General features: G+C 49.4%; 14 protein-coding genes and 2 tRNA genes. 14 read left to right on the top strand and 2 right to left on the bottom strand.

Annotation, left to right across the window (positions count from 1 at the left end; translation table 11 throughout):
* Window positions 1-23: 23 nt before the first annotated feature.
* Window positions 24-1469 carry a D-alanyl-D-alanine carboxypeptidase/D-alanyl-D-alanine endopeptidase gene (gene dacB / locus BUQ98_RS00160; RefSeq protein ID WP_074211949.1) on the bottom strand — a complete coding sequence of 482 codons (1446 nt, stop codon included), beginning with the start codon at window positions 1467-1469 and terminating at the stop codon, window positions 24-26.
* Window positions 1470-1744: 275 nt separating this feature from the next.
* Here dacB and greA point away from each other — a divergent pair, with 275 nt between their 5' ends.
* A complete protein-coding gene (greA, locus tag BUQ98_RS00165) occupies window positions 1745-2218 on the top strand; it encodes a transcription elongation factor GreA (RefSeq protein WP_074211950.1) in 474 nt (157 codons plus the stop codon).
* Between the two features lie 103 nt (window positions 2219-2321).
* Here the strand turns inward: greA and yhbY are convergent, their stop codons facing one another.
* Window positions 2322-2618 carry a ribosome assembly RNA-binding protein YhbY gene (gene yhbY, locus BUQ98_RS00170; RefSeq protein ID WP_074211951.1) on the bottom strand — a complete coding sequence of 99 codons (297 nt, stop codon included), beginning with the start codon at window positions 2616-2618 and terminating at the stop codon, window positions 2322-2324.
* Window positions 2619-2825: 207 nt separating this feature from the next.
* Between yhbY and rlmE the strand changes: the two genes are divergently transcribed.
* From rlmE to rpsO, 13 genes are all read left to right on the top strand, one after another.
* Window positions 2826-3455: a 23S rRNA (uridine(2552)-2'-O)-methyltransferase RlmE gene (gene rlmE, locus BUQ98_RS00175; RefSeq protein ID WP_074211952.1), complete on the top strand. Its 630-nt coding sequence runs from the start codon at window positions 2826-2828 to the stop codon at window positions 3453-3455.
* Between the two features lie 51 nt (window positions 3456-3506).
* Window positions 3507-5459, top strand: coding sequence for an ATP-dependent zinc metalloprotease FtsH (gene ftsH, locus BUQ98_RS00180; protein WP_074211953.1), 1953 nt, complete (start codon window positions 3507-3509; stop codon window positions 5457-5459).
* 62 nt (window positions 5460-5521) lie between these two features.
* Window positions 5522-6367, top strand: coding sequence for a dihydropteroate synthase (gene folP, locus BUQ98_RS00185; protein ID WP_074211954.1), 846 nt, complete (start codon window positions 5522-5524; stop codon window positions 6365-6367).
* 5 nt (window positions 6368-6372) lie between these two features.
* A complete protein-coding gene (gene glmM, locus BUQ98_RS00190) occupies window positions 6373-7710 on the top strand; it encodes a phosphoglucosamine mutase (protein WP_074211955.1) in 1338 nt (445 codons plus the stop codon).
* Window positions 7711-7887: 177 nt separating this feature from the next.
* The gene (gene secG / locus BUQ98_RS00195; protein WP_074211956.1) at window positions 7888-8226 is read left to right on the top strand and encodes a preprotein translocase subunit SecG; all 339 of its coding nucleotides are present in this window, start codon (window positions 7888-7890) and stop codon (window positions 8224-8226) included.
* A gap of 7 nt (window positions 8227-8233) precedes the next feature.
* Window positions 8234-8320: transfer RNA gene (locus tag BUQ98_RS00200), tRNA-Leu, on the top strand.
* A gap of 64 nt (window positions 8321-8384) precedes the next feature.
* Window positions 8385-8461: transfer RNA gene (locus BUQ98_RS00205), tRNA-Met, on the top strand.
* A 422-nt stretch (window positions 8462-8883) separates the two neighbouring features.
* Window positions 8884-9339 (top strand): ribosome maturation factor RimP, encoded by a 456-nt coding sequence (gene rimP / locus BUQ98_RS00210; RefSeq protein ID WP_074211957.1) that lies wholly within the window; start codon window positions 8884-8886, stop codon window positions 9337-9339.
* A gap of 21 nt (window positions 9340-9360) precedes the next feature.
* Window positions 9361-10848 carry a transcription termination factor NusA gene (gene nusA / locus BUQ98_RS00215; protein WP_074211958.1) on the top strand — a complete coding sequence of 496 codons (1488 nt, stop codon included), beginning with the start codon at window positions 9361-9363 and terminating at the stop codon, window positions 10846-10848.
* A gap of 21 nt (window positions 10849-10869) precedes the next feature.
* Entirely contained in the window at window positions 10870-13587 is a 2718-nt protein-coding gene (infB, locus tag BUQ98_RS00220) for a translation initiation factor IF-2 (protein WP_074211959.1), read from the top strand.
* An 86-nt stretch (window positions 13588-13673) separates the two neighbouring features.
* Complete coding sequence (gene rbfA / locus BUQ98_RS00225) at window positions 13674-14063, top strand: 30S ribosome-binding factor RbfA (protein WP_074211960.1); 390 nt, start codon at window positions 13674-13676, stop codon at window positions 14061-14063.
* 3 nt (window positions 14064-14066) lie between these two features.
* Window positions 14067-15023, top strand: coding sequence for a tRNA pseudouridine(55) synthase TruB (gene truB / locus BUQ98_RS00230; protein WP_074211961.1), 957 nt, complete (start codon window positions 14067-14069; stop codon window positions 15021-15023).
* Window positions 15024-15177: 154 nt separating this feature from the next.
* The gene (rpsO, locus tag BUQ98_RS00235; RefSeq protein ID WP_025673889.1) at window positions 15178-15447 is read left to right on the top strand and encodes a 30S ribosomal protein S15; all 270 of its coding nucleotides are present in this window, start codon (window positions 15178-15180) and stop codon (window positions 15445-15447) included.
* Window positions 15448-15559 lie beyond the last annotated feature (112 nt).

Genomic DNA, 15559 nt, shown 5'->3' on the forward strand with positions numbered 1-15559 from the left:
GCCCGCCTTTCGGCGGGCTTTTTTTATGGTTGTGTGATGGCGAGGGAAGGCATGAGCTGGCCACGAATAAGTGCGAGATAAAACTCACGTTCAAACTGGGTGATCGGGGCCGGAACATTATCGGGTAACGCATCTTTATCTGGGTGATAATGGCTAATCAACTGGATCACTATGTGTGTTTGTTTCGCATCATCTTCTATTACACCGGCCAAATTAAAACTGCCATAGAGTGACCCACTTTTAGCTTTTAATCGTCCTTTTATGGGAGCATGACGCACGCTTTGTCGATATTTGAGTGTGCCATCAATACCAGAGGTCGGCAGCATCGCTGCTAAGCCTAGCTCCGGATGAGTCAATATATAGTGGACGACTTGAGAGAGCTGGCGAGCGCTCAATCGGTTATTACGCGATAAACCCGAACCATCAACCAAGACTGCGCGTGACAAATCAATCCCTTCATCTTGCAAGATCGCTTTGACCGCTGCGACTCCATTTCGGTAAGAGCCAGGTTGCTGGAAATAGCGTCGACCGAGTGCTTTCAGCAGGTTATCGGCAATCAAATTATCGGAATCCCTTAACATGGTGGTCAGGAGTGTCGCCAGCTTTGCAGAATGGTGACGCGCGAGCTCACGGGCTTGACTGGGCGCACGTGCAACACGGATATCGCCTTTTACCCTCACGTTCAGTCGCGCCAGCTCTTCCGCCACTATCGCTTTGACATACGCGGAGGGCGTTTGGACGGCAAAGTTTAAAGGTAACGGCCCACTGCGGTGTGCGAGACATCCGGAAAAATGATAGTGATTTTCTGGGGTTGCCGTTAAATCGAGCCCACAGTGGCTCTTGTTTTGTTGTGACTCGGTCACGGCTCGCGCTTGGCTCGTGACTGAGATAGGCTGATGAGCGGGAATGTGCACACGTGTCAGTGCGCGCTCAGGCTGACTATAAATTGCGCCTTGAACACAGTTGTGGTTAAGGGTAATCGCGGTCGACGGTGCGCTATAGCATACTGCAAGAATATCCCAAGGCCAGCCGGGGGCACGTGTGCGACCAGTAAAAGCCTGTCCATCAAGGTAAAGGTTATTAATGTTATTTATCCCTCGACGCGGCAGTTGGCTAAGCAGCTGACGGATGTCCTTTCGTGTTAATAAGGGGTCGCCATTAAAAATGAGGGCGATGTCATCCCCCGCTTGAACAAGCCGAGTAGAGAACCGAAAGGTTGAGGGTAAATACAGGCGTGCAGCTAAACCTGTGAGCAACTTTTGTGTGCTCGCAGGGGGAAGGAGGGCATCTGCCTGTTCACTGATTTGAGGTTGGTTGTGCTGAGCATCACTGACCCACAATGCCAGCTGACTTCCTTTGGGCAATAACGGTGTCAGTTGTTCAAGCCTGAGTGATTCACCGGATGCCATGGCGCATGGCGCCACGAGCATAACGACCAATGCTAAGCGGCGAAAGAGGGCGGGATACATATTATAGAGCCTTTGTGTTATCGCATTGATGCTATCCTACCCTGTCTAACGTTGAAGACAAGGCGTTGGATGTGGTCAGAAGGCGGTTAATTCAGCAGCGCATTCGATAAACAGACCAGTGCGTCACGCTAACATAGGATCAGAGATGATTTTGCGCGAATTCTTGTTTACAATCGTGGTAAAGCGTTGAATTCCGCCGCGCCCAAATTTTTGTTTGGGCGTGGCTTTGTTTTGCCAAAATCCCTTTGCTGTGGATTGAAAGAGGTAATGTCATTATGGATAAAGTGCCAATGACCGTACGCGGTGAACAGCTGCTACGAGAAGAGCTGGATAAGTTGATCAAGCGTCGCCCAGAGATCTCTAACGCCATTGCAGAGGCGCGTGAACTGGGTGACCTTAAAGAGAACGCAGAATATCATGCTGCACGTGAAGAGCAGGGGATCTGTGAGGCGCAAATCCGAGATATTGAATACAAGCTATCGGTGGCACAGGTCATTGATGTCACCAAAATGCCCAACAACGGTAAAGTGATTTTCGGTGCCACTGTGTCTCTCATTGACGTCAATACAGACGAAGACGTCACGTATCGGATCGTTGGGGATGATGAAGCAAATATTAAAGCTAACCTTATTTCCGTGAACTCACCGATTGCGCGTGGGTTGATTGGCAAAGAGCAAGGCGATGAAGTCAGCATCACTACCCCAGGTGGCATCAAAGAGTTTGAGATCGATAGCGTCGACTACGTATAACTAAAGTGTTACTGAATGTAAGAATGCGTGGAAACTGACACAGTAAAAAGGCCGCTATGCGGCCTTTTTGTTATGCTACTGCGCTTGATGCGAAAGCATGCAATTATTTGCGCGGCAACTCAATTTTGCGCGCTTCGCTTTGGCGGTAGATCACCAAGGTTTTGCCAATCACCTGTACCTGTTCGGCGCCAGTTTCGCGAATAATGGCATCAACAATCAGCGTTTTGGTCTCGCGATCTTCTGACGCGACTTTTACCTTGATCAGCTCGTGATGGTCAAGCGCAAGCTCAATTTCAGCGACCACGGCTTCAGTTAAGCCATTGGCGCCCATTAAGACTACAGGCTTAAGCTGGTGAGCCAGTCCTTTGAGATACTGTTTTTGTTTGGTGCTGAGTTTCATGTTGGCTCGATTTCTATTTGCTAGGGGTTGAAAACATGCCATTCTAACGCCATCTCACCACAAACTGAAACAGTATAAAGAAGGCTCATGGCAAGCTTATTATATTGGTAGCGTCTCGTCTGCGATTTTTGATAATAAGAGTGCGAACACAATTGCTTGAATTTAATAACAATGCGGTGCAATTCATGGGGCTTGGTTAGGAACAACATGGCGAACAAAAAACACTCTGCTAGCTCAGGACGCTGGCTGAAAGAGCATTTTGACGATAAGTACGTGCACGAGGCTCAAAAAAAAGGCTATCGCTCACGTGCGATTTTTAAGTTGGAAGAGATCCAGCAAAAAGATCGCATTTTGAAGCCTGGTATGACGGTGGTCGATTTAGGCGCTGCACCTGGTGGTTGGTCTCAATATGCTGCCACGCAAGTGGGAGATGAGGGCCAAGTCATCGCCTGTGATATTTTACCGATGGACTCGATGCCTGGTGTGAGCTTTCTTCAAGGCGATTTTCGTGAACAAACAGTCCTAGAAGCGTTACTTGACCGTATACAACCTAACATGGTCGATGTGGTGATGTCTGACATGGCACCAAACATGAGTGGTAACCAAGCGGCTGATCAGCCACGAGCCATGTATTTGGTGGAGCTGGCGCTCGACATGTGCCGTGAAGTGTTAGGTCCTAAGGGCTGCTTCGTGGTAAAAGTATTTCAAGGCGAAGGCTTTGATCAGTATTTGGCCGAGGTGCGTAAGATGTTTACAGCGGTCAAAATTCGAAAACCCGACTCATCCCGCGCACGGTCGCGAGAGGTCTACATTGTGGCTACAGGTTATAAACTGTAGTACCCTTACATTTATCTATCTCAGTTATGCGAGGCTAACACCTTGAGTGACATGGCAAAAAACTTGATTTTGTGGCTGGTTATCGCCGTTGTCTTAATGTCTGTGTTCCAAAGCTTTGGACCAGGAGACAGCGCCGGTCGTCAAGTCGACTACACCACCTTCGTTCGCGAAATCGGCAACGATCAAATACAGGAAGTAAAGTTTGATGATCGAGAGCTGAGTATCACACGACGTGACGGCTCACGCTATGTCACTTACATGCCTGTATATAACGATCCAAAATTGCTAGATGACTTGCTCAATAAGAACGTGCGCGTGAAAGGTACGCCACCGGAAGAGCAAAGCATGTTGGCGTCTATCTTTATCTCTTGGTTCCCAATGCTACTGTTGATCGGGGTATGGATATTCTTCATGCGTCAGATGCAAGGCGGTGGCGGTAAGGGCGCGATGTCATTTGGTAAATCGAAAGCCAAAATGATGAGTGAAGAGCAGGTCAAAACGTCCTTCACTGATGTTGCTGGCTGCGATGAAGCGAAAGAAGACGTTAAAGAGCTGGTGGATTACTTACGCGATCCAAGCCGCTTCCAAAAGCTTGGCGGTAAGATCCCTACGGGCGTATTGATGGTTGGCCCTCCTGGTACGGGTAAAACCCTGCTGGCGAAAGCGATTGCTGGCGAAGCCAAGGTGCCTTTCTTTACCATTTCTGGTTCTGATTTCGTCGAGATGTTCGTCGGTGTCGGTGCATCACGTGTCCGTGACATGTTTGAGCAAGCAAAGAAAGCGGCTCCTTGTATTATCTTCATTGATGAGATTGATGCTGTCGGTCGTCAGCGTGGTGCAGGCCTTGGTGGCGGCCACGATGAGCGAGAGCAAACCCTGAACCAGATGCTGGTTGAGATGGATGGTTTCGAAGGTAATGAAGGTGTCATTGTCATTGCAGCGACTAACCGTCCTGACGTTCTCGATCCTGCATTGCTACGCCCTGGTCGTTTTGACCGCCAAGTTGTCGTCAGTTTACCGGATGTACGTGGCCGTGAGCATATCCTTAAGGTACACATGCGCAAAGTACCATTGGGCAACGATGTCGATGCATCATTAATTGCACGAGGGACGCCAGGGTTCTCGGGTGCTGACTTGGCTAACTTGGTCAACGAAGCGGCATTGTTCTCGGCGCGAGGTAATAAGCGCGTAGTTTCAATGGTTGAGTTTGAACTGGCAAAAGATAAAATCATGATGGGTGCAGAGCGCCGTTCGATGGTGATGTCAGAAGAAACCAAAGAGTCGACGGCGTACCATGAAGCCGGTCACGCCATTGTTGGTCGCTTGGTGCCAGAGCATGACCCTGTCTACAAAGTATCGATTATCCCACGTGGACGCGCGCTCGGTGTGACCATGTACCTGCCCGAGCAGGACCGTATTAGTATGTCACGACAACACCTGAACTCGATGATTTCGAGCCTTTATGGTGGCCGCCTGGCAGAAGAGTTGATATACGGTAAAGATAAGGTGTCGACAGGAGCGTCGAATGATATCGAACGCGCCACCGATATTGCCCGTAAAATGGTGACTCAGTGGGGCTTCTCAGAGAAATTAGGGCCATTGCTTTATGCGGAAGAAGAAGGTGAAGTTTTCCTCGGTCGCTCAATGGCTCAGACTAAACATATCTCTGATGAAACAGCCCGATTGATTGACGGAGAAATCCGACAAATCATTGATAGCAACTATGAGCGAGCTAAGCAGATCCTGGCAGATAACCTGGATATTATGCACTCGATGAAAGATGCATTGATGAAGTACGAAACCATTGATGCTGCGCAGATTGATGATCTGATGGCTCGTCGTGATGTTCGTGAGCCTGCTGGATGGGAAGGCGGTGACGGGGGGTCTTCATCAGATGATGACACCTCGAACAAATCGGACGCATCAACGGTAAGCTCGTCAGATACCTCGTCAGACGATAAAAAGCAAAAACCGTTAGATTCAGAAAACCAATCTGAAGCGTAAATTTAAGTGACTATAAACCCCGATGCGTCGGGGTTTTTTTGATCGCGCTTGGACATAACTGCATGGAAATAACACACCACAATAAGACCCTTTCGCTCAATAGCCCTGTCGTCATGGGGATCCTCAATGTCACGCCTGATTCTTTTTCTGATGGTGGCCAGTTTCAACAGCAAGCTCATGCGCTCGAACACGCGATGCAGATGCTTGCGGATGGCGCCACTATTTTAGATGTTGGGGGGGAATCGACCCGTCCTGGTGCCGTTGATGTGACTCAACAAGATGAAATCGACCGTGTCGTGCCTATCATTAAAGCCATTCGTGAGCGATCTGATTGCTGGATCTCGATTGACACCAGCAAAGCGGCGGTAATGCGTGCGGCGGTCGAGGCGGGGGCCAATATCATTAATGATGTGCGTGCGCTGAGAGAGCCAGGCGCATTAGAAGCGGCGGCGACGCTTCAGGTACCCGTATGCATTATGCATATGCAAGGTCAGCCACGAACCATGCAATCGGCACCGGATTATGAAAATATCACCCAAGAGGTAGCACAATTTCTAAGCCAGCGTATTGATGCCTGTATTGATGCAGGGATCGTCAGACAGAATATTATTTTGGATCCTGGCTACGGATTTGGTAAAACGTTATCCCATAATTATCAGCTGCTTGCGCAGTTAGAGGCTTTCCATGAATTTGGCTTGCCAATCTTGGCTGGTATGTCACGCAAATCCATGATTTATAAAATGCTTGATAAAACACCACAAGATATTCTGGGCGGCAGTATCGCATGCGCGACGTTGGCTGCGGCTAAAGGCGCACAAATCATTCGTGTCCACGATGTCAAAGAGACCGCTGATGCGCTCAAGGTCGTGGCAATGGCGGTGCGTGAGAATCACGAATTAGGAGAATAAAAACAATGACAGAACGTAAATACTTTGGCACGGATGGTGTGCGCGGTAAGGTTGGTGAGTTTCCAATCACACCGGAGTTTATGCTTAAATTGGGTTGGGCGGCTGGTCGAGTCCTGTCTCAGCACGGTACGCGAAAAGTGTTGATTGGCAAGGATACGCGAATTTCTGGTTATATGCTGGAGTCTGCCCTTGAGTCGGGCTTATCAGCAGCAGGTCTTGAAGCTGCCTTCACGGGACCGATGCCGACGCCTGCGATTGCCTATTTAACTCAGACATTTCGGGCTGAAGCGGGGATTGTCATTTCAGCCTCCCATAACCCGCACTATGATAACGGGATAAAATTCTTCTCATCGGAAGGGACGAAACTCGCTGATACCGTAGAGCTTGCAATTGAAGCGGAGTTAGAAAAAACGCTGACTTGCGTAGAGTCAGCCGAGCTAGGTAAAGCCAGTCGTATTAATGATGCAGCCGGCCGTTATATTGAATTTTGTAAAGGCACTTTCCCGAGTGCCCTAAGCCTCAGTGGTTTAAAAATCGTGCTTGATTGTGCTCATGGTGCCACCTACCACATTGCACCATCAGTATTTAGAGAGCTAGGCGCAGATGTCACGACCATTGGTTGTGCGCCGAATGGCATCAATATTAATGATGAAGTGGGTGCCACTGACGTACGTGCGCTCCAGCAACGTGTTCTTGAAGAAAAAGCAGACCTAGGCGTGGCTTTTGATGGCGACGGTGATCGCGTGATCATGGTTGATCACCTTGGTAACAAGGTAGACGGCGACCAAATTGCCTACATTATTGCCCGCGAGAGCCTTCGCCGTGGCGAGTTAAAAGGTGGAGTGGTGGGTACATTGATGACCAACATGGGGATGGAGCTGGCGCTTCAGTCCCTAGGTATTCCTTTCGCGCGCGCTAAGGTCGGTGACCGCTATGTGATGGAGTTACTGCAAGAAAAAGGTTGGCGGATTGGTGCAGAAAACTCTGGCCATGTGATTGTGCTGGATAAAGTCACCACTGGTGATGGGATCGTCGCTGCGCTGCAAGTGTTGGCCAGTATTGCGGCGACAAACATGGATCTTAAAGCCTTGAGTGATGGTATGACGCTTCTGCCACAAGTCCTGGAAAATGTGCGTTTTAGTGGCAATGTCGATCCTCTGCAAAGTGAGCCGGTTCTCGCCGCTAAAGCCAACGTCGAAGAGAAGCTCGGTGAGCATGGGCGAGTGTTGCTTCGTAAGTCAGGCACAGAGCCTTTGATTCGCGTGATGGTTGAAGGCCCAGATGGGGATACCGTTAACGCGTATGCACTTGAAATTGCAGAAGCCGTTAAGGCGAACTGCTGATAACCGCTGAGTGGGTGGTTACAGATTGCGCAAACAGCGTCGAAATCAAGGTTTTTTGTAATTTCCCCTTGTTTCGTCACCGCGCTTTCGCTAGTATTCACCCGCTCCCAACGAAGGGGGCTGCGCTGGCTGAGAAGTGACGCTGCCGGCTCAACAACCTGGAGCATAGGTGGAACCATGTACGAAATTCTACTTGTGATTTATCTGTTGGCCGCAATCGGTGTAATTGGCCTGGTTCTGGTTCAGCAAGGTAAAGGCGCAGATATGGGAGCCTCGTTCGGGGCTGGAGCATCAAATACAGTATTTGGCTCTGGCGGCTCTGGAAACTTTTTAACCCGAATGACAACCGGTTTTGCAATTGCATTTTTTGTTTTGAGTCTCGTGCTTGGTAACCTCACTGCACACAAGCCAGAAGCAAAAAGCGGTTTTGAAGATTTAAGCGAGCCTGCTACACAACAGCAAGCGGCGCCAAAAGAGGAAGAGATCCCTGTAGATAACAGTGAGATCCCTCAGTAAAAGATTTGCCGAGGTGGTGGAATTGGTAGACACGCTATCTTGAGGGGGTAGTGCCTGTATTGGCGTGCGGGTTCAAGTCCCGCTCTCGGCACCAAGTTAGCAATGGGCAATGACTTGCACCTTTGCAGTAAAAGGCGATATACTTATTGCCAATCGGACGCGGGATGGAGCAGTTTGGTAGCTCGTCGGGCTCATAACCCGAAGGTCGGCGGTTCAAATCCGTCTCCCGCAACCAATTTTAGGTTGGTGAAGCTAAATATCAGGTTGAAATTAATCAACACGACCCCCGGTCGGCGCCGTTGCACGGCGCGATAAAATCCGCTTCCCGCAACCAATTTCAAGTTTGTTGTTAACATAACGGCGAAACTGAATGACGCGTTAGCGTTTCTTGTTAGAGTGATGCTGACCAGGCTAGCCACAGGCTAGCCTTTTTGCCCTCGGGCAGCACGAAGCGGACCAATAAGCCTTTGTGTAAGAGAGTTACTCTCTCGTTATTGCTGAGATGCTTCCGACACCAGCAGTAACGGCCACACTCTGAGTGTGGCATCAGGGTCCAGTTACATTAAACCCCGAAATTCGGGGTTTTTTGTTATCTGAAGAAGACCATTCGGATAGTAACTGGGCTTTTAAGCCCTTTTTTTATTTCTGGGGTTTGGAATGACAGGATTAGAGAAACAACTGGCTGAACTTTTGACCGCGCCTGTCGAGGCGCTGGGTTATGAGTTGGTTGGGCTTGAATTTGTTCGAGCTGGCCAGCATTCAACATTGCGTATATTTATTGACCATGAAAATGGTATCACAGTGGACGATTGTGCCGATGTGAGCCGTCAAGTTGGCGCAGTTTTGGATGTGGAAGACCCAATCACAGTGGCCTATAACCTGGAAGTATCGTCTCCAGGTGTAGATCGTCCACTGTTCACCGCTGAGCATTATCAGCAATTCATCGGGCATGAAGTGAACATCGTGCTGAAAATGGCTATGCAAAACCGCCGTAAGTGGAAAGGCGAAATCCTTTCTGTCGATGGCGATACCATCACGGTTCGCGTTGACGGCCAAGATGAGGCGTTTGCCTTGAGTAATATCGCCAAAGCAAACCTGGTTCCTTCATTTTAAGAGTAAATGAGGCATTAGTAGATGAATAAAGAAATCTTGGCTGTTGTCGAAGCGGTCTCAAACGAAAAAGCCGTTCCGCGTGAGCGTATTTTTGAGGCACTGGAAACCGCACTGGCAACGGCAACCAAAAAGAAGTACGAAGCCGACATAGATGTACGTATCGCCATTGATCGAAAGTCCGGTGAGTTTGATACGTTTCGTCGTTGGCTCGTGGTTGATGAAGTCACTCAGCCAACGCGTGAAATTACGTTAGATGCAGCGCAGTTTGAAGACGAAACGCTCGAGTTAGGCGGTTACGTCGAAGACGATATCGAATCAGTTGCTTTTGACCGTATTACCACGCAAACCGCAAAGCAAGTTATCGTGCAAAAAGTACGTGAAGCTGAACGTGCGCAAGTGGTTGAGCAATTCATGGACAACGAAGGTGAGCTTGTCACCGGTATTGTCAAAAAAGTGAATCGCGATGTGATCATTGTTGATTTGGGTAACAACGCAGAAGCGGTTATTCAACGTGATGACCAATTGCCTCGTGAAAACTTCCGCCCTGGCGACCGCGTTCGTGGTCTACTGTATGCCGTTCGCCCTGAAGCGCGTGGTTTCCAGCTGTTTATGACGCGTTCAAAGCCAGAAATGTTGATCGAATTATTCCGCATCGAAGTGCCAGAAATTGGCGAAGAGATGATTGAATTGATGGGCGCAGCCCGCGATCCGGCTTCACGCGCGAAAATTGCCGTTAAAACAAATGACAAGCGTATTGACCCTGTCGGTGCGTGTGTGGGGATGCGTGGTGCACGCGTGCAAGCGGTATCGACCGAACTGGGCGGTGAGCGAATTGACATCGTGCTTTGGGATGATAACCCTGCACAATTTGTGATTAATGCTATGGCACCAGCGGATGTGGCCTCTATCATCGTTGATGAAGACTCACACTCCATGGATATCGCTGTCGAAGCCGATAACCTAGCTCAAGCCATAGGTCGAAATGGACAAAATGTTCGCTTAGCGTCTCAACTGACCGGTTGGGAACTAAACGTAATGACGGTCGCAGACCTACAGAAAAAGCACCAAGAAGAAGCACAAGCTTCTGTGGAGTTGTTTGTTAAACATCTCGACATTGATGAAGAGTTTGCGGAAACCTTGGTTGATGAAGGTTTTACCACCCTTGAAGAAGTGGCCTATGTGCCAACCAGCGAAATGCTCGAAATCGACGGCTTAGACGAAGATACTGTCGACATTTTGCGCGCACGTGCCAAAGAAGCGTTGACGACCATCGCGCTGGCACAAGAAGAATCGCTGGGAGACGCTGAGCCTGCCGAAGATTTACTGGCACTAGACATTCTTTCTCGTGAAATGGCCTTTAAATTGGCCGCGAAAGGTGTAAAGACGTTGGAAGATCTTGCTGATCAAGGCACTGATGACTTGTTGGATATCGACGGGTTAGATGAAACCAGTGCGGGTGAGCTTATCATGGCAGCACGCAATATCTGCTGGTTCAGCGACGAAGCGTAAAGACGGCAAAGGAGGAGCAGAATGTCCGAGGTTACAGTACAGACACTGGCGAAGGAAATTGAGACGCCAGTTGATCGTCTGCTGAAGCAGTTTAAAGAAGCTGGTATGCAAAAGTCGGCTGACGATCAGGTAAGCCAAGATGAAAAACAAGCTTTGTTGACGCACTTAAAGCGTGAGCATGGTGATGACGGCAATGCTCCGACGCGTCTGACGCTTCAGCGCAAGAAACGTAGCACACTGAGTGTGTCAGGGGCTGGCGGAAAAAACAAAGATGTTCAAGTTGAAGTGCGTAAAAAGCGCACTTATGTGAAGCGTAGCGAGCTTGAAGACCAGAAGTCAGCGCAAGAAGCGGAAGAGCAAGCAAAACGCGAAGCCGAAGAAAAAGCGCGTCTAGAAGCTGAAGAGCAAGCAAAACGCGAAGCAGAAGAAAAAGCGAAACGTGAGGCCGAAGAAAAAGCCAAGCGTGAAGCACAAGAGAAAGCCAAACGCGAAGCTGAAGAAAGAGCTAAGCGTGAAGCCAAGCCGCAAGCGCAAACCAAACCTGAGCAGTCTGAAGACGATGCAGCGGATACTGCTGCAGCTCGAGCTGCTGATGCGCAAGCGAAGAAAGAAGCTGATGAACTTAAGCGTCGCCAGGAAGAGGAAGCCAAGCGTAAAGCTGAAGAAGAAAGTCAGCGGCAGTTAGAAGAGGCACGCAAAATGGCAGAAGCAAACCAAGAACGCTGGTCTGATCAAGACAAAGCGCTAAGCACCATGGAGGCGGCTGACCACCATACGGTTACCTCCGAATATGCCCGCGAAGCGGAAGACGAAGCGGATCGCCGCGAAGAAACCGCCGCCCCGCGTCGTAAGAAAAAGAAAAAAGCAACTGCAACAGAAGATAAAAACCCCCGCGGCCGTCGTGGCAAGGGTGGTAAAGGCAAAGGCCGTATGGCTAAGCCGTCTTCCATGCAGCACGGCTTTAAAAAACCTGCACAGAAAGTCAACCGTGAAGTAGAGATCGGCGAAACCATTACGGTGGCGGAACTGGCCAATAAAATGGCGGTGAAAGGTGCTGAAGTCATCAAAACCATGATGAAAATGGGCGCAATGGCGACCATTAATCAGGTGATTGACCAAGAAACCGCACAGCTTGTTGCGGAAGAAATGGGTCACAAAGTTATCCTGCGTAAAGAGAATGAGCTGGAAGAAGCGGTACTCTCCGATCGTGATAACGATGCACCTGTCGCACCGCGAGCACCGGTTGTGACCATCATGGGTCACGTTGACCACGGTAAAACATCTTTGCTCGACTACATCCGTAAAGCACACGTTGCCACGGGTGAAGCTGGCGGTATTACCCAGCATATCGGTGCGTACCATGTACAAACTGACAATGGCATGATCACCTTCCTGGATACGCCAGGACACGCCGCGTTTACCGCGATGCGTGCACGTGGTGCCGGTGCAACTGATATCGTCGTGTTGGTGGTTGCGGCCGATGATGGCGTCATGCCTCAAACCAAAGAAGCGATTCAACACGCCAAAGCAGCCGGTGTACCTTTGATTGTTGCCGTCAATAAGATGGATAAAGAAGGCGCAAACCCTGACAGCGTGAAGAACGAGCTGGCGCAGTATGACGTGATCCCAGAAGAATGGGGTGGAGAGAACATCTTCGTTCACGTATCGGCGAAACAAGGCGAAAACATTGACACCTTGCTAGAGTCTATCTTGCTGCAATCAGAAGTGCTTGAGCTGAAAGCGGTTGAGAAAGGCATGGCGCATGGCGTTGTGGTTGAATCCCGCCTTGATAAAGGCCGTGGTCCTGTCGCAACCGTGTTGGTCCAAGAAGGTACCTTGAACAAAGGTGATGTTGTTCTGTGTGGTCTCGAATACGGTCGTGTTCGTGCCATGCGTGACGAAAACGGTCAAGACATTGAGCACGCTGGTCCATCCATTCCGGTTGAGATCTTAGGCCTGTCAGGCGTCCCAGCCGCCGGTGATGAAGCCACGGTTGTCCGTGACGAGAAGAAAGCCCGTGAAGTGGCGCTTTATCGTCAAGGCAAGTTCCGTGATGTGAAACTGGCCCGTCAGCAAAAAGCCAAATTGGAAAACATGTTCTCCAATATGACGGAAGGCGAAGTCGCTGAACTGAACATCGTTCTAAAAGCGGATGTACAAGGCTCGATAGAAGCGATTGCTGATTCACTGGTGAAATTGTCGACTGACGAAGTCAAAGTGAAGATTGTTGGTTCCGGCGTCGGTGGTATTACTGAAACTGACGCGGTACTCGCAGCGGCATCGAACGCGATCATTTGTGGCTTTAACGTGCGTGCAGATGCAACCGCGCGTAAGACCATTGAGAATGAAAGTTTAGATCTGCGCTACTATTCTGTTATTTACACCATGATTGATGAAGTGAAACAAGCGATGAGCGGCATGCTTGCGCCTGAATTCAAACAAGAAATTATTGGTCTGGCAGAAGTACGCGATGTCTTTAAGTCACCAAAACTGGGTGCAATTGCCGGTTGTCAGGTGTCTGAAGGCTTGATTAAGCGTAATAATCCAATTCGTGTTCTACGTGATAACGTGGTTATCTACGAAGGAGAATTGGAATCACTGCGTCGCTTCAAAGATGATGTGAACGAAGTGAAGAAAGGCTACGAGTGTGGTATTGGCGTGAAGAACTACAATGATGTTCGCGTTGGTGACCAAATCGAAGTTTTTGAAACGGTTGAAATTCAGCGCTCAATTGACTAATTAAGCGTTTAAAAGCAACCAGGTAGTTTGGATACACCGTGGGGGGAGGCGCATGCGCTTACCCCCATTTTTTGAGAGAAAAGAAAATGGGTAAAGATTTTAGCCGGACTGACCGCGTTGGCCATCAGTTACAAAAAGAAATTGCACTGATATTACAGCGTGAAATTAAAGATCCGCGTATTGGTATGGTGACCGTCTCTGATGTCCAGATCTCGCGTGACCTTGCCTATGCCAAAGTATTTGTTACGTTTTTGACCGTTGATGAGCAAGCGCCAACTGAAAGCCTGAAAGCATTGAACGAAGCGAGTGGTTACATTCGCTCTCTTGTGGGGAAGGCCATTCGTTTGCGTATCACGCCAGAGCTGACTTTTGTCTTTGATGAGTCGCTGACTGAAGGTATTCGTATCTCGAATTTGGTCAGCAAAGCGGTGCGCAGTGATAATGAGCGCCGTGATGATGACAAAGGTGAGGAGTAACAGATGGCGCGTCGTCAACGTCGTCGAGGACGTCCAGTTGATGGGATTATCCTCCTAGATAAACCCACAGGAATTACCTCTAATGATGCTTTGCAAAAAGTGAAACGTATCTTTTTTGCAGAGAAAGCAGGGCACACTGGGGCTTTGGATCCGCTAGCAACTGGGATGTTACCCATCTGCTTAGGCGAAGCGACCAAGTTCTCTCAATTTTTGCTGGATGCCGATAAACGTTATCGGGTCGTGGCGAAGCTAGGCCAGAGAACAAACACTTCTGATGCAGATGGTGAAGTGGTAGAAACTCGTGATGTGAAAGTCAATTTAGGATTGCTGGAACGCTGTATCGCGAAATTCCGCGGCGAAACGCAGCAAATTCCCTCGATGTTCTCCGCGCTCAAATATCAAGGTAAGCCTTTGTATGAATATGCGCGCCAAGGCATCGATGTGCCGCGTGAATCGCGTACTATTCATGTTCACCAAATTGAATTGTTGCGCTTTGAAGGCGATGAGATTGAGATGGAAGTACATTGCTCAAAAGGCACCTATATTCGCACCATCGTTGACGATTTGGGTGAAATGCTAGGTTGTGGTGCGCATGTTACCGCACTGCGCCGTACGGGGGTGTCTGGTTATCCGACGCGCCATATGGTGACACTGGAGCAGCTCGAAAGCTGGTTGAACCAAGCCAGAGAGCAAGAGATCCAGCCTAAGCAATTGCTGGATCCTTTGTTACTACCACTCGATACTGCGGTACAAGACCTGCGTGAAATCAACTTGTTGCCGGTGATGGCCAGCTATGCCTTACAAGGGCAAGCGGTACAGGTGCCTAATGCACCCACCAGTGGCTTTGTCCGCTTAACCGCGGGCGATGAACGCCACTTTATTGGGGTGGGTGAAATTGACGCCGATGGCCTGGTTGCGCCACGTCGTTTAGTGGCCAGTCGTCAGCCAGAAGCGCGCTAAAAACACGATGCCATTAGCGCGTGTTTAATGGAAAAAGCGGCGCGGATAGATTGCTACCTTAGACGAAAGTCAGTAGAATACGCGCCTTCGGGCACCGGCTGAATCAGAGATTGGCTGGTGCATGATAATCACACACTCTTATTAGGAGAGCATTATGTCTCTGACTGCAGAAGCAAAAGCACAAATCGTTGCTGATTTTGGTAAAACCGAGAACGACACGGGTTCACCGGAAGTTCAAATCGCCCTTTTGACCGCATCAATCAACGACCTGCAATCGCACTTCGCTGAGCACAAAGGTGACCACCACAGCCGCCGTGGCCTGCTACGCATGGTTTCACGTCGTCGTAAGTTGCTGGACTACCTGAAAAAGAACAGTGTTGACCGTTACTTGGACGTTATCAAGCGTCTAGGAATCCGTCGCTAAGATTCTGGAGAAAAGGGAGCTCAGGCTCCCTTTTCTTTTTCTGCTAACTCTTACTCTATTTGTACATCCCTCCGATTCTAGTCTTCCATTCATTGCTTGTGTCCTTCTTACT

It is taken from the genome of Salinivibrio sp. ES.052, assembly GCF_900141775.1.
In the GTDB taxonomy this organism is placed as follows: domain Bacteria; phylum Pseudomonadota; class Gammaproteobacteria; order Enterobacterales; family Vibrionaceae; genus Salinivibrio.